Annotated in this window: 18 protein-coding genes; 4 read left to right on the top strand and 14 right to left on the bottom strand. The window is 71.6% G+C overall.

Going from position 1 to position 20,628, the window contains the following annotated elements; translation table 11 throughout:
• Positions 1-24 precede the first annotated feature (24 nt).
• The 3 genes from VF139_12845 to VF139_12835 are packed head-to-tail and all read right to left on the bottom strand — an operon-like array spanning position 25 to position 3,428.
• Entirely contained in the window at positions 25-1,365 is a 1,341-nt protein-coding gene (locus VF139_12845) for a porin (GenBank protein ID HEX6852282.1), read from the bottom strand.
• 15 nt (positions 1,366-1,380) lie between these two features.
• Positions 1,381-1,602 (bottom strand): YezD family protein, encoded by a 222-nt coding sequence (locus tag VF139_12840; GenBank protein HEX6852281.1) that lies wholly within the window; start codon positions 1,600-1,602, stop codon positions 1,381-1,383.
• Positions 1,599-3,428, bottom strand: a complete 1,830-nt coding sequence (locus VF139_12835; protein ID HEX6852280.1) for an ATP-binding cassette domain-containing protein — start codon at positions 3,426-3,428, stop codon at positions 1,599-1,601. Before VF139_12835 ends, VF139_12840 begins: the two co-directional genes overlap by 4 nt.
• Before the next feature lie 363 nt (positions 3,429-3,791).
• On the opposite strand from VF139_12835, the gene VF139_12830 reads away from it, so the two are divergent.
• The 4 genes from VF139_12830 to VF139_12815 all read left to right on the top strand — a co-directional run bounded on the left by VF139_12830 (position 3,792) and on the right by VF139_12815 (position 6,664).
• Complete coding sequence (locus VF139_12830) at positions 3,792-4,007, top strand: type II toxin-antitoxin system HicB family antitoxin (protein ID HEX6852279.1); 216 nt, start codon at positions 3,792-3,794, stop codon at positions 4,005-4,007.
• Positions 4,008-4,314: 307 nt separating this feature from the next.
• Positions 4,315-4,854, top strand: coding sequence for a hypothetical protein (locus VF139_12825; GenBank protein ID HEX6852278.1), 540 nt, complete (start codon positions 4,315-4,317; stop codon positions 4,852-4,854).
• A complete protein-coding gene (locus VF139_12820; protein HEX6852277.1) occupies positions 4,851-5,738 on the top strand; it encodes a hypothetical protein in 888 nt (295 codons plus the stop codon). Before VF139_12825 ends, VF139_12820 begins: the two co-directional genes overlap by 4 nt.
• A gap of 65 nt (positions 5,739-5,803) precedes the next feature.
• Positions 5,804-6,664 (top strand): hypothetical protein, encoded by an 861-nt coding sequence (locus VF139_12815; protein HEX6852276.1) that lies wholly within the window; start codon positions 5,804-5,806, stop codon positions 6,662-6,664.
• 31 nt (positions 6,665-6,695) lie between these two features.
• On the opposite strand, the gene VF139_12810 is transcribed toward VF139_12815, so the two are convergent.
• Genes VF139_12810 through VF139_12760 form a run of 11 tightly spaced genes read right to left on the bottom strand, consistent with a single transcriptional unit; the run spans position 6,696 to position 20,606 of the window.
• The gene (locus VF139_12810) at positions 6,696-7,658 is read right to left on the bottom strand and encodes a diguanylate cyclase (protein HEX6852275.1); all 963 of its coding nucleotides are present in this window, start codon (positions 7,656-7,658) and stop codon (positions 6,696-6,698) included.
• 11 nt (positions 7,659-7,669) lie between these two features.
• Positions 7,670-8,926, bottom strand: coding sequence for a cell division protein FtsZ (gene ftsZ, locus VF139_12805; GenBank protein HEX6852274.1), 1,257 nt, complete (start codon positions 8,924-8,926; stop codon positions 7,670-7,672).
• Between the two features lie 20 nt (positions 8,927-8,946).
• Positions 8,947-10,182, bottom strand: a complete 1,236-nt coding sequence (ftsA, locus tag VF139_12800; GenBank protein HEX6852273.1) for a cell division protein FtsA — start codon at positions 10,180-10,182, stop codon at positions 8,947-8,949.
• A gap of 3 nt (positions 10,183-10,185) precedes the next feature.
• A complete protein-coding gene (locus VF139_12795) occupies positions 10,186-11,040 on the bottom strand; it encodes an FtsQ-type POTRA domain-containing protein (protein HEX6852272.1) in 855 nt (284 codons plus the stop codon).
• Positions 11,037-12,407 (bottom strand): UDP-N-acetylmuramate--L-alanine ligase, encoded by a 1,371-nt coding sequence (gene murC, locus VF139_12790; GenBank protein HEX6852271.1) that lies wholly within the window; start codon positions 12,405-12,407, stop codon positions 11,037-11,039. Before murC ends, VF139_12795 begins: the two co-directional genes overlap by 4 nt.
• Positions 12,397-13,500 carry an undecaprenyldiphospho-muramoylpentapeptide beta-N-acetylglucosaminyltransferase gene (gene murG / locus VF139_12785; GenBank protein HEX6852270.1) on the bottom strand — a complete coding sequence of 368 codons (1,104 nt, stop codon included), beginning with the start codon at positions 13,498-13,500 and terminating at the stop codon, positions 12,397-12,399. The genes murC and murG overlap by 11 nt, the downstream gene beginning before the upstream one ends.
• A 10-nt stretch (positions 13,501-13,510) precedes the next feature.
• The gene (gene ftsW, locus VF139_12780; protein ID HEX6852269.1) at positions 13,511-14,602 is read right to left on the bottom strand and encodes a putative lipid II flippase FtsW; all 1,092 of its coding nucleotides are present in this window, start codon (positions 14,600-14,602) and stop codon (positions 13,511-13,513) included.
• Positions 14,595-16,004: a UDP-N-acetylmuramoyl-L-alanine--D-glutamate ligase gene (gene murD, locus VF139_12775; protein HEX6852268.1), complete on the bottom strand. Its 1,410-nt coding sequence runs from the start codon at positions 16,002-16,004 to the stop codon at positions 14,595-14,597. Before murD ends, ftsW begins: the two co-directional genes overlap by 8 nt.
• Positions 16,001-17,086, bottom strand: coding sequence for a phospho-N-acetylmuramoyl-pentapeptide-transferase (gene mraY / locus VF139_12770; GenBank protein ID HEX6852267.1), 1,086 nt, complete (start codon positions 17,084-17,086; stop codon positions 16,001-16,003). Before mraY ends, murD begins: the two co-directional genes overlap by 4 nt.
• Positions 17,083-18,570: a UDP-N-acetylmuramoyl-L-alanyl-D-glutamate--2,6-diaminopimelate ligase gene (locus tag VF139_12765; protein HEX6852266.1), complete on the bottom strand. Its 1,488-nt coding sequence runs from the start codon at positions 18,568-18,570 to the stop codon at positions 17,083-17,085. Before VF139_12765 ends, mraY begins: the two co-directional genes overlap by 4 nt.
• Complete coding sequence (locus tag VF139_12760) at positions 18,570-20,606, bottom strand: penicillin-binding protein (protein ID HEX6852265.1); 2,037 nt, start codon at positions 20,604-20,606, stop codon at positions 18,570-18,572. The genes VF139_12765 and VF139_12760 overlap by 1 nt, the downstream gene beginning before the upstream one ends.
• Positions 20,607-20,628 lie beyond the last annotated feature (22 nt).

Raw genomic sequence — 20,628 nt, 5'->3', positions numbered from 1 at the left:
TTCATCGGTGTGCCTCCCCGGGGTCTAGAACGCCACCTGGGCGCGGGTGATCAGGGCGGTTTCGGAGGGTCGATCGGCGCCGGCGGCGGCGCCTCCCTCGAACGACGTGTGGTGGACGTCGAGCACGAACTTCACGTTGCGGTTGAGGTAGACGTTGAGGCCGATCGCGGCCTCGGTGGCCCGGCTCGACGACACCGCCGGGTCGGCGAAGACCGGGAACGCGTCGTCGTCCACCGTCAGCCGCCCGTAGCGTGCCGCGATCTCCCAGGCGCCGATGCCGCCGGACTTCGACTCCACGGGACGGCCCGGCGTGGGGCTGCGGTAAGACGCCTTCTCTCCGGTGATGAGCCACGTCGCCGTCGCCGACCACGCGCTCGCATCGAACGAACCGTCGGTCGTGTCGAGCCGGACGTCCTGGGTGGAGCGCACGTATTCGGCGAGCAAGCCGAACGGGCCGACGTAGTACCAGGCCTGCGGCGACAGGCGCGTGCGATCCCCCGCCGAGACGACGGTCAGCGGCAGTGTCGCGCCCGTGCGCCAGCTGAAGAACGGCTGGAGCGAGACGCTGCGATACGGAGAGAGTCCGGTCGTGGCCAGCGTGCCCTGCTGCGATCCCGCCGTCGCCGCGAGGCCGAGCCCCAGCCCGGAGGCGGCGCCCTGCTTCACGGGTTTGAACCAGACGCGAGCGGCGACGTCTTTTCCCTCGTTCGAATCAACGTCCGCGCTTCCCGCGTCCGGAACGCCGTTGAACACCCCGACCGCGTACTGGAAGAGCCCCTCGCCGAGCTCGCCGTGGAGCTGCACGCCGACGTCGCGATTGGGGACGAGGTTCGTCGGAAGCGCGCGCTCGGCGAAGACGATGTCCGTCGCGGACTGCAGGCGCTCGATGCCGAACGGAGTCTTGAATTTCCCCACGCGGACCCTGAACGTCGGCCGGAAGCGGGCGTCGAGGTAGGCGTCCTGGAGGACGGTCGCCCCGCCGCCGAAGTCCGGCATGATCCGGAAATCGAAGCGCCCCGCGAGGGTGGCCTCGAAGACCGGGCGTGCGCGCCGGACGACGAACGTGTCGTTCACGGCCCTACCCGGCTCGTTCGCGACGAATCGGCCGTCGGTTTGGATGTAGCCGCGGATCTTGAGCTGGTACGCGCCGTCGGCGGACTTGAAGGCGAAGCCGTCGCGGCCGACGGAGACCCTCGCCGCCTCCTTGTCCCTGTTCGCCGCCTCCTCGTCCTTCAGCTCCTGCTTGCGCTCGAGGACCTTGATCTTCTGCTCGAGCTCCTCGATCTTGTCGTCGGTCGCGTCGGCGAGCGCCGGCAGCGCCGCCATCGTCAGGGGAAGGACCCAAACCCACGAAAACCTACGCATCGGACCACCTCGGGATCATCGTCCGTCCTCCGGTGTTCCGGTCGTCGGATGGTGTTGGAATCCTCTCGGTCCTCCGGTGTTCCGGTCGGGCCCCGCGTCCTCGACGACGCGGACTTTCTTCTTGATCTCGATCTGCACCACGCGGCCGTCGTGCACGACGACCTCGACCGAGCCGTAGCGGACGCCGCGGACGGCGTCCAGGATCGCGCGCTCGACCTCGGGCGCGCCGCGACTCATTCGCCTTCTCCCGTCGTGCGCACGATCAGTACGGGGATCGTGCTCTTCTCGAGGAGCTTCTCGACGGGCCCCTCGATCCTCGGCGCCTCGCCGCGCTCGCCGAGCGGGGCCCCGACCACGAGCAGGTCGTAACGTCCCTCCGCGCACTCGGCCCGGATCTGCTCGAGCGGCCCGCCCTCGCGAAGCCTCGTCGCCGCGTGGATCCCGAGCGGCGCGAGCGTCCGCGCGCTCGCCGCGAGGAACCGCTCGGCCTGCTCGCGCGCCGCGGGCTCGACGTCCTCGCCGGGGAGGACCGTGAGGACGGTCACCTCGGCGTCGAAATGCCGCGCGAGCCGGCCGGCGAATCGGATGCCGCGTTTGCCGGGCTCGCCCGGCGCGACGGCGATCAGCACCTTGCGCGGTGCGTTCGCGCCGTGGGGGACGAGCAGCACGTGGTGGTCCCCCTGGCGCAGCGTCGCGGCGGCGGCGTCGACCGCCCCGTCCTCGGGGTACCCCGCGATCACGAGGTCGAAAACCCCCGCCGTCGCGTGCGTGCGGAGGGCGTCGTCGAGACCCTCCGGACTTCGAAGGACCGCCTCCTCCCCGGAGACGGGCTTCGTCGCGTGGGCGCCGTAACACAGCTGCGTCGCCCGGGCCCTCGCGCGCTTGGCCAGATCGAGCCCGAGCGTGACCGCCGCCGCGCCCTCCGGGCCGCCGCCGTCCACGCACAGGAAGGCCATCCCGGGATGCGCCAGCGCGTGCACGCGACGAAGCCCGACCCACGCGGTGTCGCCGGGCCCGAGGGGGAAGCGCCGCGCGAGGTGCTGCGGGCGCACCGCGTCGACGACGACGTAGTCCCCGCCGAACGGCGCGGCGGGGGCGACCATGCGGACGCCGCGCAGGGGAAGGCGCAGCCGCAGCCGCTCGAACGCCCCGACGAACGAGCTGGTCTCGACCGTGCCTTCGCCGAGGAGCGGCCACTGCAGCGCGTCGGGGGAGTCCTTCACCGCGACGTCCTCGGGGCGGAACAGCAGCTGCACGCGCGCCGCCTCGGGGCTGACCTCGCGCGTCGCCGCGACGGGAAGGTCGACGGTCCCCACGCGCGCGCCGCGCTCGCTGCGCTCGGCGACGACGAGGTTCGCGGTGCCGAGGAAGGTCGCGGTGAACTCGGTCGTGGGATGGAGGTACAGCTCGCGCGGCGTTCCGCACTCGAGCAGGCGGCCGTGGTTGAGGACCGCGATGCGGTCGCCGAGCTCGAACGCCTCTTCCTGGTCGTGGGTCACGAAGATCGAGGTGACGCCGAGCTCCTGCTGGATGCGCTTGACCGTCGCGCGGAGCTCGGTGCGGATGCGTGCGTCGAGCGCGCCGAACGGCTCGTCGAGGAGGAGGACCTCGGGGGCGTGGGCGAGCGCGCGCGCGAGCCCGACCCGCTGCTGCTGCCCGCCCGAGAGCTGCCCCGGCCGTCTCGCGGCGTAGCCGGTGAGCCCCACGAGCTCGAGCAGCTCGTCGCGCCGTCGCGCCCGCTCGACCCTGGAGACGCCGCGGATCCGGAGCGCGAACTCGACGTTGTCGGCGACCGTCATGTGCCGGAACAGGGCGTAGTGCTGGAAGACGAAACCGACCCCGCGTTTTTGCGGCGGGACACGCGTGACGTCGCGGCCGTGGAGGAGGACGCGCCCGGAGTCCGCCTCGGCGAGGCCCGCGACGATCCGCAGGAGGGTGGATTTCCCCGATCCCGAGGGGCCAAGCAGGACGCACAACTCGCCGTCGGCGATCTCGAGGGAGACGTCCCGGACGACCGGCTGGCCGCCGTAACTCTTGGATAGGTGTTCGAAGACGATCGACACGGGCCCGCCCTCGGAGGAAGGGCGAACGTACCCCCATGCCGGTTGCAGCGGGGTAGGAGGGCGGTGACAGGGTTGGAACCGGGGCGAGGATTGAGTCCCCCTGGTACGCCGAGATGGTGCTCACCCGGAACCCCTGCGATGGGTAGAAACTCGTCGCGTCCATCGCCCATCGATGAGGTGGTGTACGGCACGAAGTCCGGGGGTCGCGTTCGCGCCGAGTGGGTTGCCACCCGGCAATCCAGGCGGTCCTGGCTCCGCAACCCAATTCGGATTGCTGAGTCGCCGGAGGGCGGCTTCCGGCGTATCTTCTCGGTGCTCCGCGGCTCGGCCGCCGATGTGGCTCCCGCGAGGCGTAGGTGCCCCATGGTGAACGAATTCACTGCAGTGATTGAACGCGACGGAGAGTGGTTCATCGCATACTCTCCCGAGATGCCCGGGGCCAACGGGCAGGGTCGAACCGTGGAGGAAGCCCGTCAGAGCCTCGCGGACGCGATCGCGCTGATCCTCGAGGACCGCCGTGAAGACGGGCTGCGTGGCGTCCCTCCCGACGCAATCCGCGAAACGGTCACGCTGAAGTGAAACGCAGCGGCCTGCTTCGGCACCTCCGAAGCCACGGCTGCTACCTGAAACGAGAAGGCAGGGCGCACTCCTTGTGGTGTAATCCGGCCACGGGTGCAACGGAAGCGGTTCCCCGACACACCGAGATCTCCGACGCGCTCGCACGGAAGATCTGTCGGGGGCTGTCTTTGCCGGACCCCGGGACCGGGCGACCCTAGCTCCCCTCGTCCACCACCACGCGGTTGCGCCCGAGGACCTTCGCCCGGAGAAGGGCGCGGTCGGCGGCGGCGGATGCGCGGTAGGATCTCCCAACAGGATCGGGGAGCCGATGAAGCTCTGGCGCGAGTACGTCTGGGAAACGCGACTATCGCCGCAGCAGTGCGCGGAGAGGCTGCGGGAGGCGACGGAACGAGACGAATTCTGGCGCTCGCGTCTGGGTGACCCTGTTGACACGCTTTACCGGTCGGGGGAGTTTCCGTTCTTCCACCTGCGAGCGCCGCGAAGCCCGCTGGACCGGAATCCGCTCGAGCCGAACTTCCAGGGCCGTTTCGTGGCGCATGGCGGCGGGACGAGGGTCGTGGGTCGCTTCGGCATCAGCACGTTCGCGATCGCGCTTCTGGGTGTGTGGTTCGTGATGGCGATTCCACTGGGCGCGACCTTCGCCGTGGCCTATCTCAGGATGGCGGTTCGCCATGGGGAGTTCGGACGGTTCGATGTTCTGGTCGGTGCGGTGCTTCCGCTGGTCGGTTCGGCGCTGCTCCTGCTCACGTGGCGAAGGTCCGAGCAGCCGCGCCGCCGTCTCGAGCAGTTCGTGCCGCAGATCTTCGAGGCGGAGTTCGTAGCAGGATCGGAGGAGGGTTGCACTTGAGTCGTCGTCAACGACTTCGAGGGATCGCCTCGGCGTCGCTGCTCGCCGTCGCCACGGCGACTTCGGTCGCGGCGGCGGCGTCCTCCCCCTACTACGACCTCATCTCCGTCGGCTGCGGCGGCGTCACGGACGACGGCGTCGGCCACATCGTCTGGCATCCGGACGTCGCGACGGTGGCTCCCGAGGAATCGACACGGATCCTGAAGTACTTCGAGGGGCCGGACACCGCGGCGTGCCTGAAGGCGATCTTGGAGCGGGATCCCGCCCTGACGACGGAAATTCGCGCCCAGGAAGGCGCATCGGAAAGGACGTTCGCCAGGCTGCAGAGGAGAATCCACGAGGCATGGGACGACTTCGACGTCGCCGCCGCCCTCGAGGAGGTCGCGAAGAGCGGGGCACGGGGGCCGAAGACGCAGGCGCTGCTCGACCGCTGCGCCGCGATCCGGGTCCCGTTCGACCGTGGGGTGGCGGGGCTCCGGGCGGCGATCCGTCCAGTGCAGGACGACGCGATCGTCGTCGGCCGGCCGCTGGTCGTGGAGTTCACCCTCGAGAACCGGGGCGCTGCGACGATCGAGGCCTGCTTCGGCCCGTCGTTCGAATGGACGCTCTGGGACGGGAAGCAAGCGCGTGGCATCGCGGAACCAGTGGACCATCCGACCTGTGTTCAGCGCTTCGCGCTTCCGCCGGGTGGGAAGGCGTCGCGGGCGTACACCGCGCGCGTGCCGGAGTTCCCGGCGGGACCGGCCAGGCTCGTCGGAACCGTCCAGGTCGTGGATCCCACGCAGTGCGACGAGTACGGCTGCGATCGGGCAAGCGTCCGGACGCAGGACGGAGTGAACGTGGAGGTGCAGCGCCCGGCGCCGCCGCAGCGAGGGTCGAAATGAACCGGCCGGCATCCCGGGCCGGAAGGCCGCGCCCATGGGAGCGCTTCACCGTCGGAGCACTCGGCGTGGGACTCTTCCTGCTCTCGGCGTTCATCGCCTTCATCGGCGGCGGTGGGCTTGCCGCCGGAGTCGACGAAAGGTCGATCGGTCTGCTCGGCATCGGCGTCGTAGCGCTCGTGGCCGGTACCGTCGGGTTCGACCTTGCGCTCCGGATGATCCGGGGCCGCCCGCGCGGCGGCGGGAACGTGCTCGGCCGCTCCGCCCGGCGGCTCGTCGCAGCGAACGTCGCCGTGATTCCCGCGTCGTGGCTCCTCGCCTTTCCCGTGAATTGGCTCTTCGGGGTCGGCGTTCCGGTCACCGTGCTTTTCGCGGCGCCCGCGGCGGGGCTCGTTCTCGTGATCGGTCGGGAATGGCTGCGAGCGCGCCGGCGTCGTCGACTCCTTCAGCGCCTGCCGTTTCCGCCGCCTCCGGCACCGCGCGTGGCCGTTTCGGAGGGAGCCGGGGCGGACGAGCCGGCGGACCCGGCGACGCAGCGCATTCGCGAGCTCGCGAAGGAGCTGACGACGCTGATCCCTCCCTCGGGCGGTGGCGTCCGCGTCTCGGACGGACCCGACGAGCTGGTCATCGAAGGAGACCGGCAGGGGTATCTGCGATTCGGGCTCGGGTTGATCCACGGCGCGGTCGAGCCGACGGTCTCCCGCTACGGTCACGACGACGCGCTGGACTTCGAGCCGGAGGATCTCTTCCCCGACAGCGCCGGGACGCCGGTCATCCTCCGGCGCGTGGCGGAGCTCCCGCGGGCCGAGCCGACGACGCCACGAAACAAGCTCCTCGACGCGGGATGTTTGGTCGGCTGCGCGATTCTCGTCTTCGCGATCGCGTTCCTCGCGGTCGTCGGGCTGAACGCATTGCGCCGGGGGCTCTGAACCCGCGCCGGGCCGCGCCGGTGCGGAAGCGTCAGCTCCCTTCGTCCACCACCACGCGATTGCGCCCGAGGACCTTCGCCTTGAGCAGCGCGCGGTCGGCGGCGGCCACGAGGGCCTCGGCGGAGTCGATCGACGGGAACGACGGCCACGTCGCGATCCCCGCCGAGACCGTCACCCGCAACCGGTCGTCCGGCTCGAGGAAGACGAAGTCGTTCACCGCCGCGCGGATGCGCTCGGCGACGCGGGCGGCGAGCGGCCCGCCGGTGTGCGGGAGGATCACGGCGAACTCCTCGCCCCCGAAGCGGGCGGCGACGTCCGTGCCCCGGGCGCCTCCGGCGACGAGCATCGCGAACTCGCGCAGGACGCGGTCGCCCGCGGGATGCCCCCGGGTGTCGTTGATCGCCTTGAAGCGGTCGAGGTCGAGCATGATCACCGACAGCGGCGTCTCGTAGCGCAGGGCGCGCAGCCATTCCTCGCGCAGCTTGCGCTCGAACTCCCGGTAGTTGAACAGGCCCGTCTTCTCGTCGATGACGAGCAGACCCTCGAGCTGGCGGTTGGAGACCTGGAGCTCCTCCACCGTGGATTCGAGCGTGGCGACGAGCTCGCGCCTCCGGAGCATCGCGCGGATCCGCGCGTCGACCTCCTCGAAGGCGAACGGCTTCACCACGTAGTCGTCGGCGCCTGCGCGGAACCCCTCGACCTTGTCGGTCGTCTCCCGCCGGGCGGTGAGGAGCAGCACCGGAATCGTCCGGGTCGCGGGGTTGGACTTGAGGCGCCGGGCGACCTCGAGGCCGTCCATGCGCGGCATGGTCACGTCGAGCAGAAGCAGGTCGGGGCGCTCGGCGGCGGCACGCTTCAACCCTTCCTCGCCGTCGCCGGCCGTGAGGATCTCGAACGGCTTGCCGCGATACCAGGACTTCACGAGCACCGCGGTCTGCGGGTCGTCGTCCACCACGAGGATGCGGTAACTCGCCTCGATCACCGGGCGGCCCACGGAGCCAACCGTCAGTCCATCTGACGGCGGAGAAACGCCGGAACGTCGAGGTCGTCCTTGCTCTTGCCGAAGTTCGGCGTGAAGCCGTCGTCGTACGGGCTCATCTCGGGGCTCGGCGTCGGCGCCGGGTGACCCGGCCGCAGGAAGCGATCGCCTCCCGCGGCGTGACGCTGGGGCTGGGCGGGGGAGGACGCGGGCTCGGTGGGTGCCCACGACGTCCGGGTCTGGGTGCGCGGCTGCTGGACGAAGACCGACGTCCGCGCTTCCTCCCGATGGAATCCGGTGGCGATGACGGTGACCTTCACCTTGCCCTGCATGTGACGGTCGATGACGGTGCCGAAGATGATGTTCGCGTCGGGATCCGAGGCCTCCTGGATGATGTTCGCGGCCTCGGAGACCTCGTGCAGCGTCATGTCCTCGCCGCCGGTGATGTTGATGAGCACGCCGCGGGCCCCGTGGATCGAGGCGTCCTCGAGCAGCGGCGAGGAGATCGCGCGCTGGGCGGCTTCGACGGCGCGGTGCTCGCCGTCGGCGATTCCGGTTCCCATCAAGGCCATGCCCATCCCCTGCATGATCGTCTTGACGTCCGCGAAGTCCAGGTTGATCTCGCCCGGCACCGTGATCAGGTCCGAAATTCCCTGCACGGCCTGGCGGAGAATATCATCGGCCATCAGGAAGGCCTCGGCGATCGGCGTTCCCTTCTCCACGGTGTGGAGCAGCTTGTCGTTCGGGATCGTGATGACCGTGTCGACGACCTGGCGAAGGGCGTTCAGCCCCTCCTCGGCCTGCTGCCGGCGGCGGCGGCCCTCGAACGCGAACGGTTTCGTGACGACGGCGACGACGAGCGCCCCCTTCTCGCGGGCGAGGTTCGCGATGATCGGGGCGGCCCCGGTGCCGGTCCCGCCGCCCAGGCCGGAGGTCACGAAGACCATGTCGGCGCCGTCGAGCGCCTGCGTGATCTGCTCGACGTCCTCGAGGGCGGCGCCGCGTCCCACCTCGGGGTTGGCGCCGGCGCCCAGACCCTTGGTGAGCTTGAGCCCGAGCTGCAGCTTGAGCGCGGCGCGGCTGCTCTTCAGCGCCTGGACGTCGGTGTTCGCCGACATGAACTCCACGCCCTGAACGCCCGCGGCGATCATCCGGTTGACGGCGTTCCCGCCGCCGCCGCCGATCCCGATCACCTTGAGCTTCGCGACGGAGGGCTGGGCGTCGTCGAAGTGCAGCTTCAACGTGCGCGGATCGCGGTTGTGGTCGTCGTCCATCGTGATCATCGAATCCTCCTCACCGGGCTTCAGAACATTCCCGCGAACCACTGCTTGACCTTGCGGAACGGCGCGAACGCGCCGACCGCCACGGGCTCCGGACGCGTCGCCTTGGGGCGATACCGCGCCCCGAAGACGGCGAGCCCGATCGCCGCTGCGAACTGCGGACCGATCGAGGGATCCGACAACCCGCCGACCCCGCCGGGCGTGCCGATCCGGACCGGCACGTCGAAGACCTGCTCGGCGACCTCCGCCATTCCCGGGAGCAACGCGCCGCCGCCGACGAGCACGACGCCGGCGTTGAGCAGCCGGTCGAACCCGGCGCGCTTGACCTCCTCGTGGAGCAGCGTGAAGACCTCCTCGGCGCGCGGCTGCAGGATCTCGGACATCACCTGCCGCGAAAGCAGGCGCGGCGGGCGGCCGCCCACCGACGGGACCTCGATCGCCTCCTCCTCGACGACGAGCGTGGAGAGGGCGCAACCGTACTTCTTCTTGAGCCGTTCCGCGTCGGGAATCGGCGTCCTCAGACCCACCGCGAGGTCGTTGGTGAAGTGCTCCCCGCCCACCGGCAGGACCGCCGTGTGCCACAGCGAGCCCTTCTCGAACACGGCGAGCTCCGTCGTGCCCCCGCCGACGTCGATCAGGGCGACGCCGAGCTCCCGCTCGTCCTGCGAAAGGACCGTCTCGGCGGTCGCGAGCTGCTCGAGCACCGTGTCCCGGACCTCGACGCCCGCCCGGTTGACGCAGGTGACCAGGTTCTGGAGCGAGGTCGTCGCCGCGGTGACGATGTGCACGTTGGCCTCGAGGCGCGAGCCCGTCATCCCGACCGGCTGGGAGATCCCCGGCTGCTCGTCGAGGACGTACTCCTGCGCGAGCACGTGGATCATCTCGCGGTCGGGGGGGATGCTCACGGCCTGGGCGGCGTCGAGGACCCGCTGGTAGTCGGAACGCGTCACCGTCCGGTCCTTCCCGGCGACCGCGACGACCCCCCGGCTGTTGAAGGACCGGATGTGGGAGCCCGCGATCCCGACGAGCGCCGAGTCGACGTTGACGCCCGCCATCATCTCGGCTTCCTCGATCGCCGCCTTGACCGCCTCCACCGTCGCGTCGAGGTTGACGACGACGTCCTTGCGCAGGCCGCGCGAGGCGGAGGAGCCCAGGCCGACGACGTCGACCCGCCCTCCTTCCTTCATTTCGGCGACGACACAGGCGATCTTGTGCGTGCCGATGTCGAGTCCGACGACGTAGCGTTCGTTCTTGGCCATGGCTCATTCGCTCCGGGTTGCGACGAGGGTTTCCTTCGGTCCGAGCACGACGCGGCCTTCCCAGCGGAGGTCCGCGTAGACGAGCTCCCCCGCGCGGCGCTCGAGGTCGGCGCGCAGGCGGAGCCAGTCGGCGAGGTTGCGGTCGGGTTTCTCGGGGTCGAGGTACAGGACGGGGCCCGGCGCCACGGTCGAGACCGCCACGCGGTCGGGCGACGAGACGTCGATCGAGGAAAGGCTCGAGGCGAAGCCGGGGTCGGACGCGCGCAGCGCGGCGAGGTGTCCCACCGCGCCTGCGAGCGCGCGCTCGAGGTGGGCTCCCGAAAGCCCGTCGAACCCGGAGAGGACCGGCAGATCGAACGCGAGGCCGGGCCCCGCGGGGCCCATCACGAAACCGCCGGCGTCCACGACGTGCACGAGCCCGCCCAACACGGCGAGCGCGGCCGGTACCCGCTCCTCGACCGCCACCTTGAGGGTGTCGGGCAGGACGCGCTTCACGCTCGCGCGGCGGACCCAGGGATCGCGGGTGGCGTCGGCGGCGACGCGGTCGAGGTCGAGGCCCGCCAGGTTGCGGCCCTTCCACGGCGCGAGCGCCCGCTCGACCGCGGCGGGGCTCGTCGCGGAGGTCCCCTCGACGACGATCCGGCGCACCGCGAGGTCGGGGGAGGAGGCGTAGTGGCGCACGATGCCGGCGCCGACCGCGATGAGCACGGCGGCGACCGCGGCGTTGACCGCGAGCAGCAGCGCGAAGCGACCGAGCCGGCGCGCCCGCCGCGTCTTGCGCACGTGGCGATTGAGATCGCGCCGCCGCAGGTAGTGGCGGTCGAGCTCGAGCACGGGGCCTCCGTGTTCGCCGATCACCGCCGCCTCCTCGCGACGAGGGCGTCGCCCACCTTCCACACGTCGCCGGCGCCGAGGGTGATCACGAGATCACCCGGGCGGACGACGGCCGTCAGCAGCTTCGGGATCGCGGCCAGCTTCGGCTCGTAGACGACCGAAGGGTGGCCGTGCCGCACCAGCGCGTCGGCGACCGCGCGGCCGCTCACCCCCGGGATCGGCGCCTCTCCCGCCGCATAGACCTCGGTGATCACCACGTGGTCCGCCAGGAAGAAGGCGCGACCGAACTCCTCCAGCAGCGCCCGGGTCCGGGAGTAGCGGTGGGGCTGGAAGACGACGATCGTGCGCGCGCCGAAGCCCTCGCGCGCGGCGGCGAGCGTCGCCTGGATCTCGGTGGGGTGGTGGCCGTAGTCGTCCACGATGCGCGCGCCGCGCACCTCGCCCTTGAGCTGGAAGCGGCGGTCGACGCCGCGGAAGCGGGCGAGGGCGCGGACGATCTTCGCGAAGGGGACGTCGAGCTCGAGGCCGACCGCGACCGCCGCGAGGCTGTTGTAGACCGAGTGCCGGCCGGGGACCGCGAGCTTGACGGTCCCGAGGCGGCGGCCTTCGCGCAGCACCTCGTAGCGGACGCCGAACTCCGCCGAGACCACGTCGTGCGCGGAAAGCTCGGCGTCGCTGGCGAGACCGTACGTCACCGTCTTGCGGTCCACGCGCGGGAGGATGTCGCGCACGTTCGGATCGTCCATGCAGACGACCGCGGCGCCGTAGAACGGCACGCGCCCGAGGAACGCCACGAAGGCATCCTGGATCTCGGCGAGATCGCGGTAATGGTCGAGGTGCTCGCGGTCGATGTTCGTGACGACCGCGATGGTGGGCTTCATCTTGAGGAAGGAGCCGTCCGACTCGTCCGCTTCCGCCACCATGAAGTCGCCGCGGCCGACCTTCGCGCCGGAGCGCAACGCCTTCACCCGCCCGCCGATGACGACGGTCGGATCGAGTCCCCCCGCCGTGAGCACCTCGGCGATCATCGCGGTCGTGGACGTCTTCCCGTGGGCCCCCGCGACGGCGACGCCGTATTTCAGGCGCATCAGCTCCGCGAGCATCTCGGCCCGGGGAATCACGGGGATCTTCCGGCGGCGCGCCTCGACGACCTCGGGATTGTCCGGCTTCACCGCGGACGACACCACGACGACGTCGGCGTCGGCGACGTGCTCGGCGCGGTGGCCGCGGCGCACGTCGGCGCCGAGCTTCTTGAGGCGACGCGTCACGGGCGTGGTGGAAAGGTCGGAGCCCGAGACCGGGTAGCCGAGGTTGCGCAACACCTCGGCGATGCCGCTCATTCCCGAGCCGCCGATGCCGACGAAGTGGAGACGGCGCGCCTTACGGAACACGCGAGCCTCCCTCCGCGAGATTCTCGACGAGATCGGCGATCCGCCCCGCGGCGTCGGGTTTCGCGAGCGCGCGCGCCGCGGAGGCCATCGCCGAGCGGCGCTTCGGGTCGGCTGCGAGCGCGGCCACCGCCCGCGCGATCGAGTCGCCGTTCGCGTCCGCGTCGAGGATGACGACGGCCGCCCCGGCGTCCGCGACCGCCTGCGCGTTGTGGCGCTGGTGGTCGTCGGCGGCGTGCGGGAAGGGAATCAGGATCGCGGGACGCCCCGCGGCCGCCAGCTCCGCGAGCGTCGTCGCTCCGGCGCGGCACACGACGAGATCGGCATGGGCGACGCGGCGGGGCATGTCGTCGAGGAACGCGTGGACTTCGCCGTCGAGGGCGGGTTGTCCGGCGTACGCGCGGCGCACGGCGTCCACGGCGTCGTCTCCGGTCTGGTGAACCACGCGGGGAGGCGGGTGCAGGGCCGCGAGGGCGGGCAGCGCCTCGACGACCGCGCGGTTGATCGTCCGCGCGCCGCGGCTGCCCCCGAAGACGAGCAGGTTCGTCCTCGCGCCGCCGGGCGGGTCGCCGATCGTGGCGAACGCCGCACGGACGGGATTCCCGGTGACGATCCCGCGGCCCCCGAGCCGCTCGCGGGCGGCCTCCGAGGGCACGCAGACCACGTCGACGCGCGGCGCGAGCGCGCGGTTGGTGGCGCCCGGGAAGTGGTTCTGCTCCATCACCATCGACTTCACGCCCAGAAGCTTCGCGGCGACGACCGCGGGACCCGAGGCGTAGCCCCCCACGCCGACGACGACCGTCGGGCGGAAGGACCGCATCCATGCGGCGCAGCGGACCACGCCCCACGCGGCGGAAGCGGCGGCCGCCACCCGCGCGAGAGGACCCGCGCCCTTGAGGCCGGAGAGGGGAAGCGCGAGGAGCGGGTACCCGGCCGCGGGGACGAGCCGGGTCTCGATCCCGCGCCTCGCGCCGACGAAACGGATCTCGAGGTCGGGGCGGCGTGCGCGCAGGACGTCCGCCACGGCGAGTGCGGGGTAAAGGTGCCCCCCCGTGCCGCCGCCGGCGAAGACGATCCTGAACGGACGATTCGACACACTTCCCCCCTCATCGCCGGTGCTGGGAGACGTTGAGCAAGAGTCCTGCCGCGATGAAGCTCGTCCACAACGACGAGCCGCCGTAGCTGACGAAGGGGAAGGGCAGCCCCTTGGTGGGGAGGACTCCGACGCAAACGCCCATGTGGATCAGGGACTGCGCGACCAGAAGGATCGTGCACCCGATCGCGAGGTAGAACCCGAAGCGGTCGGGGACCCCCTGCGCCGCCCGAAGGCCGCGCCAAAACAACACGCCCACCACGCAAAGAAGAACCAGGGTCCCGATGAGGCCGAACTCCTCGCCGATGACCGAGAAGATGAAGTCGGTGTGCGCCGCGGGGAGGTAGCCCGCCTTCTGCTGACCCTGGCCGAACCCGACCCCGTCGAGGCCGCCCGCCCCCAGCGCCAGAAGCGACTGGTTCAGCTGGAAGGCGGAGCCCAGCACGTCCGACTCGGGGTTCAGGAAGGCGCCGATGCGCTTCAGTCGGTACGGCTTCGCGACGACCGCCGCGATGAACGCCGCCGCGCCGATCGCGGTCGCGCCGCCGATGTAGGACCAGCGCAGCCCCGCGAGGAAGACCATCGCGGCCGCGATGATCGCGATCATGACCCCCGAGCCCAGGTCGGGCTGGAGGTTGATCAGGAACAGCACGGCGAACAGGCCGGCGCCGAGGGGGAGGAGGAACCGCCTCGCGTCGTTCACCCGCGACTCGTACCGCGACAGCAGCCAGGCCATCCCGACGACGACGACGAGCTTCGCGAACTCCGCAGGCTGGAGCGCCAGGGGGCCGAAGCGGAACCACCGCCGCGCCCCCCCGGAGGGCGTCATCGCGAGCACCGCGACGAGCGCGACGAACGTCAGCGCCACGGCGCCGAGGACGAGCCGCCGGTCGTCCAGGCGCGGGTAGTGGATCTTCATCGCCCCGAGCAGGAGGAGCAGGCCGGCGATCGCGAAGAGCAGGTGGCGGATCATGAAGTAGGAGCCGTCCTGGCCATTGCGCAGGGCCTCGTACTGGGAGGCGCTTCCCACCATGAGCAGGCCCGCCGCGACGAGAACGCCCACGGCGCAAAGGAGCCAGCGGTCGATCATGACGGGCTTAGGCATCGCCGCTCCCCGTCGACGCGAGCCGCGCCACCGCGCGACGGAAATCCTCGCCGCGCTCCTCGAAGTTCCGGTACTGGTCGAACGATGCGCAGCCCGGGGCGAGCAGCACGACCTCCCCCGGTCGGGCGCCGGCGAGACCGGACTCGACGGCGACGGAGACCGTCCCGCAATCCTCGAGAGGGACCGTTGCCGCGAGAGCCCGCCGGATGGCCGGGGCCGCGGCGCCGACGAGCAGCGCGCGCCGCGCCTTCGTCGCCAAAAGCGGGGCGATCGAAGCCCAGTCGGCCCCCTTGTCCTTGCCGCCGAGGATCACGTGGATCGTCCCGTCGGGGAACGAGCGGAGGGCCCGTTCGGTCGCGTCGAGGTTCGTCGCCTTCGAGTCGTTGTAGAACCGCACGCCCGCGACGTCGGCGACGTGCTCGAGCCGGTGCGGGAGCGCCCGGTAGGCGCGCAGCGCGGCGGCGATCGCGGCGGGGGGGCATCCCGTCAGCCGGCACAGCAGCGCCGCGGCCAATGCGTTCTGGACGTTGTGCTCGCCGGGGACCGGCAGCTCGGCGACGGCGAGCACGTCCTCCTCGCCGAGCGAGGTGCGCAGCACGATGCGGCCGGCGCGCACGAACGCGCCGGCGTCCGGCTCGCGTCGCGTCGAGAAGAAATGCGGGACGCCCCGGATCGCGGGGAGGAAGCGCGCGTGTTCGGGGTCGTCGGCGTTGAGGATCGCCGCGTCGCCCGCGCCCTGAGTCTCGAAGAGCCTGGCCTTGGCCGCGGCGTACGCGTCGATCGAGGGGTAGCGGTCGAGGTGGTCCGGGGTGAGGTTGAGGATCGTTCCGGCGCCGGCCCGGAACGCCTCGATCGCCTCGAGCTGGAACGACGAGACCTCGACCGCGTGCACCGCGGTCGCCGCGTCGTCGGCGAGCAGCTCCGAGAACGGCGTGCCGAGGTTCCCCCCCGTGCCGCCGGGAATCCCGGCGCCCCGCAGGATCGCGCCGGCCATCGCCGTCGTGGTGCTCTTGCCGTTCGTGCCCGTGACGGCGACGACCCGTCCGGCCGCGAAGCGCCACGCGAGCTCGATCTCCGACCACACCGGGATGCCGCGACGGCGCGCCTGAGCCACCGGCGCCACGTCGGGCGGAACGCCGGGGCTCAGGATCAGCAGGTCCGCGTGCGCGGCCAGGTCGGCGGGATGCCCGCCGGCCACGACCGCCGCGCCGCAGGCGCGGGCGCGGTCGGCGGCGGGGCCGAGGTCGGCCTCGGGCCTGCGGTCGTTCACGACGACGGTCGCGCCGTGTCGGGAGGCGAGCTCCGCCGCGGCCAGGCCCGATCGTGCCGCGCCCACCACGAGCACGCGCGCTCCCGCGAGGTCCGGCCGCTTCGACGCGAAGGTCGCCATCGTTCCCTTCACCGCAGCTTCAGCGTGGCCAGCGCGAGCAGCGAGAACATGATCGCGATGATCCAGAACCGGATCACGACCTTGGTCTCGCTCCACCCGCTCAGCTCGAAATGGTGGTGCAGCGGGGACATGCGGAAGATGCGCTTGCCCCGCGTCTTGAAGGAACCGACCTGCAGGATCACCGAGAGCGCCTCGACGACGAACAGCCCCCCGGCGATCACCAGCAGGAACTCCTGCTTGATCAGGATCGCGATCGTGCCGAGCGCGCCCCCGAGCGCCATCGACCCGACGTCGCCCATGAACACCTCGGCGGGGTGGCTGTTGAACCACAGGAACCCGAGCGCGGCGCCCAGGAGCGCCCCGCAGAAGACCGTGAGCTCTCCGGTTCCCTTGACGTTGAGGATGCCGAGGTAGTCGGCGACGATCGCGTTGCCCGCGGCATACGCGAGGATCGTGAACGTCGTCGAGCAGACGAGGAACGAGCCGATCGCCAGGCCGTCGAGGCCGTCGGTCAGGTTGACCGCGTTCGACGCCCCCACCAGCACGAGGATCACCCAGGCCGGGTAGACCCAGCCCAGGTCGGGGTTGACCGCCTTGAAGAAGGGAACCGACAGCCGGGTCGTGAACATCCCTTGCTTCGCCATCCAGAGGAGCACGAGCCCGATGACGAGCGCGACCGCGATCTGCACCGCGAACTTCCCGCGCGCGGTGAGGCCGAGGTTGCGCCGCTTGGCGACCTTCACGTAGTCGTCGAGGAAGCCGATGGCGCCGAAGGCGATCATCGCTCCCGTCGCGATCCAGACGAACCCGTTCGTGAGGTCCGCCCACAGGAGCGTGGTCGGGACGACCGCGGCGATGATCAGGAGACCGCCCATCGTGGGAGTGCCGCGCTTGGACTGGTGCGACGCGGGCCCCTCCTCGCGGATCTCCTGGCCGATCTGGAACATCTGCAGCTTGCGGATCAGCCACGGACCGAGGATGAACGACACGACGATCGCGGTGAGCATCGCCATGGCGGTCCGGAACGTGATGTAGCGGAAGACGTTGAACGCGCCGAACCGCTCGTGAAGCGGGTAGAGGAGGTGGTAGATCAACGCACCCTCCAGCCGGCGGCGGCGAGCGCCTCGCGGGCGTGCTCCCGGTCGTCGAACGGCACGGTGCGGTCGCCGAAGGACTGCGTGGTCTCGTGGCCCTTCCCGGCGATGACGACGGCGTCTCCCTCGCGCGCCCAGTCGAGCGCCGCGACGATCGCGCGCGCGCGGTCGGGCTCGACGCGCGTGCGCTCGGCGCCCCCCGGGACCTCGAGGACGCCGGCGCGGGCCTCGTCGAGGATCGCGAGGGGATCCTCGCTTCGCGGGTTGTCCGAAGTGAGCCACACGGCGTCGGCCGCCGACGCGGCGGCCCGGCCCATCCGGGGCCGCTTGCCGCGATCGCGCTCGCCGCCGCAGCCGAAGACGACGCCGAGCCGGCGGGGACGCGCGGCCCGCACCGCCGCCAGCGCGAGCTCGAGCGCTTCGGGCGTGTGGGCGTAGTCCACGAGCACGGTGAAGGGTTGTCCCACCTCGACGCGCTCGAGCCTGCCGGGAACGACCGCGAGGGAGGCGATGCCGCGCTCGACCGCCGCGGGCGGAAGCCCCGCGACGAACGCGCAGGCCGCGGCGGCGAGGGCGTTGTCGAGGTTGAACCGGCCGACGAGCGGGGTCTCGACGCGCGCGGACCCCCAGGGCGACTCGATCGTCCCCCTGCCGCCGTCGAGATCGAACGCCTCGTTCCGCAGCCGGATGTCCGCACCTTCCCCGCGTCCCCACGTCACGACGCGGCCGCGGGTGCGGCGCGCGAGCGTCGCTCCGAGCGGGTCGTCCGCCGGAAGCACCGCGGTGTCGTCGGCCCCGAGCCGGTCGAACAGGCTCGCCTTCGCCTCGAAGTACGCCTCCGGCGTCCCGTGGAAGTCGAGGTGGTCCCGGCCGAGGTTCAGGAAGGCGGCGACCGCGAACCGGGCCCCCACGACGCGATGGAGCGCCAGGGCGTGCGACGAGACCTCCATCGCGACCAGCCGGGTTCCCGCGTCGCGCATCCGGGCGAGCAGCGCGAACAGCTCCGTCGCCTCGGGCGTCGTGTTGGCGGAAGGGATCTCGAGGCCGGCGTACGCGGCCCCGGTCGTCCCGATCCGCCCCGCGTTCCGCCCCGCGGCTTTCGCGATCGACTCGACGAGGTAGGAGACCGTGGTCTTGCCGTTCGTCCCCGTGATGCCCACGAGGGTCATCGCGAGGTCCGGACGGCCGTGCCATTCCCGCGCGAGCAGGCCGACGCCGCGACGCGCGTCGGGCACGCGCACCCACGCGATCGTCGAGGGCAGTCCCTCCGGCTTCGCCGTCTCCGCCAGCACCGCCGCCGCGCCGCGTTTCAAGGCGTCGGTCACGAACACGGCGCCGTCCGCCCGGGCGCCGCGCAGGGCGGCGAAGAGGTCGCCCTGGCGCACGCGCCGCGAATCGACCTGGACGCCGCGAATCTCGGGGTCGGCCTCGACGGGGTCGACGGGGAGCACGGCGGCCCGCGCGAGGAGGCTCGTGAGGCGCATCACGACTTCCCCGGAGCTTCGCCCAGCGTCACGACGCAGGTCATGCCGGCGTCGATCGGCGTGCCGGGGTCGGGGCTCTGCGCGACGACGACGCCCCGCCCTTCGACGCGCGCGCGACAGCCGCGCGCGGTGAGCGCGACGACCGCCTGCCGCAGGCCGGCCCCCGCGAGGTCGGGAACGTCTCCGGGGCCGATGGGGCGTGGCGCCTGCGCGACCGCCTCGTCCGCCGGCTTGGGCGCGGGCTTGGGTTTCTTGCGGCGTGCCTTGGCCTCGGCCAGGCGCCGCTTGGCCTCCCGCGCGGCCTCCTCGGCGCGCTTCTTCTCGAGGGCCTCCTCGCGGGGTTTCCATGGGTCGTCGTCGGGTGCGACCCCGAGGTACGCCAGGGCGTCGGCGAAGACGCGGCCGAGCGCGGGAGCCGCGGTCTGGCCGCCGTAGTAGATCCCGCCCGCCGGCGTGTCGAGCACGACGATGCCCGCGATCCTCGGGTCGTGCAGCGGGGCGAAGGCGGTGAAGGACGCGTAATACTCGCGGGCGTACGTTCCGTTCTTGACCTTGCGTGCGGTTCCGGTCTTTCCGGCGACGTGGTAGCCGGGTATCGCCGCCGCCTTTCCGGTGCCGCGGACGACGACGCCCTCGAGCATGTTGGCGACGGTTACCGCCGTACGCGCGGAGACGGCTTTCCGGGGCTCGGGAGCGGCGGCCGGGACGAAGACGCCGTCCTCGCCGCGAAAGCCGCGGACGATGCGCGGCGGCATCAGGACGCCGTCGTTGGCGATCGCGCCGATCGCGGAGACCAGCTGGAGCGGCGTGACCTGGATCTCGTAGCCCATCGCCATCGACGGCACCGAGAGGCCGGACATGTCCTGGAGCCGGGGAACGGAACCCCGCGCCTCGCCGGGGAGCTCGATTCCGGTCCGGCGGCCGATGCCGAACGCGACCAGCTGCTCGCGGAACCGGTCGCGAGGCATCGAGAGCGCCATGCGGATCGCCCCGACGTTGCTCGAGTGCTCGAGGATCTCGCGGACGCTCAACACGCCGTAGGGATGCACGTCCGTGTAGGGCTTCGAGTGGAGCGTGAACGGCCTGCAGTCGAATCGCTGCTCCGGGGAGATCGTGCCCTGCTCGAGCGCCGCGGCGGTGGTGAGCACCTTGAACGTGGAGCCCGGCTCGTACACGTCGGTGACCGCGCGATTGCGGCGGGCCTCGGTGGGGGCCTTGCCGTAGTTCACGGGATCGGGGGCCGGCCGGTTCGCCATCGCGAGCACCTCGCCGGTGCGCGGGTCGAGCAGGACCGCGCTCGCCGCGAGGGCGCCGGTCTGCTCCATGGCCCGGTCGAGCTCCCGCTCGACCATGTGCTGGAGGACGAGATCGAGCGTGAGCACGACGTCGGTCGCGGGCTTCGTCGCCGGTCGGATGAGCTGGAGCGTGTTGACCTGGCCGCCGTCCCGGAGCGCGAGGTAGGTCGACGGACCGCCCTGAAGCACGTCGTTGAACTTGAGCTCCACCCCCTCGACGCCGCGCTGGTCGATGTTCGCGAAACCCACGATCTGGGTCGCGAGCGGGCCCTGGGGGTAGAAGCGCTTGGGCTCCTCCTGGAAGTCGATCGGTCGCCCGCGGCCCACCTCGAGCCCCTTCTCGGCGAGGGCCATCACGGCCTTGTGGGTGCCGGGGTCGAGCCGTCGCGCGATCCACTCGAAGCGCCGCTCGGAACGGAAGATCTCCTGAAGGCGCGAGACGGGCACGCCGAGCACGGGGGCGAGCAGGCGCGCGGCCGCGTCGCCGTTGCGAACCTGGCGCGGATGGACGTAAAGCGAATACGTCGTCACGCTCACCGCGAACTCGCGTCCCTCGCGGTCGAGGATCGCCCCGCGCTGCCCGTCGACCTCGATCGTCTGGCGGTGCTGCCGGTCCGCCTTCGCGCGCATTTCCTCGGCGAGGACGAGCTGGAGGTGAACCAGCCGCGCGCCGATTCCCGCGGCGAGCAGGGTGACGCCGAAGGCGAGGATCGCGACGCGGCTTCGGATCGGGCTCGTCATCGGACGCGGGATCCTCCGCGAG

The sequence above is a fragment of the Candidatus Polarisedimenticolaceae bacterium genome, assembly GCA_036376135.1.
Classification (GTDB): Bacteria; Acidobacteriota; Polarisedimenticolia; order Polarisedimenticolales; family DASRJG01; genus DASVAW01.
This window is presented reverse-complemented; position numbering and strand designations above follow the sequence as displayed.

What these genes read in the sequence shown, in the direction of transcription:
- ftsA (HEX6852273.1), bottom strand. Translation starts at nt 10,182, where the DNA reads ATGGCCAAGAACGAACGCTACGTCGTCGGACTCGACATCGGCACGCAC.
- ftsW (HEX6852269.1), bottom strand. Translation starts at nt 14,602, where the DNA reads ATGCCTAAGCCCGTCATGATCGACCGCTGGCTCCTTTGCGCCGTGGGC.
- ftsZ (HEX6852274.1), bottom strand. Translation starts at nt 8,926, where the DNA reads ATGATCACGATGGACGACGACCACAACCGCGATCCGCGCACGTTGAAG.
- VF139_12825 (HEX6852278.1), top strand. Translation starts at nt 4,315, where the DNA reads ATGAAGCTCTGGCGCGAGTACGTCTGGGAAACGCGACTATCGCCGCAG.
- VF139_12760 (HEX6852265.1), bottom strand. Translation starts at nt 20,606, where the DNA reads ATGACGAGCCCGATCCGAAGCCGCGTCGCGATCCTCGCCTTCGGCGTC.
- VF139_12765 (HEX6852266.1), bottom strand. Translation starts at nt 18,570, where the DNA reads ATGCGCCTCACGAGCCTCCTCGCGCGGGCCGCCGTGCTCCCCGTCGAC.
- VF139_12830 (HEX6852279.1), top strand. Translation starts at nt 3,792, where the DNA reads ATGGTGAACGAATTCACTGCAGTGATTGAACGCGACGGAGAGTGGTTC.
- VF139_12840 (HEX6852281.1), bottom strand. Translation starts at nt 1,602, where the DNA reads ATGAGTCGCGGCGCGCCCGAGGTCGAGCGCGCGATCCTGGACGCCGTC.
- VF139_12845 (HEX6852282.1), bottom strand. Translation starts at nt 1,365, where the DNA reads ATGCGTAGGTTTTCGTGGGTTTGGGTCCTTCCCCTGACGATGGCGGCG.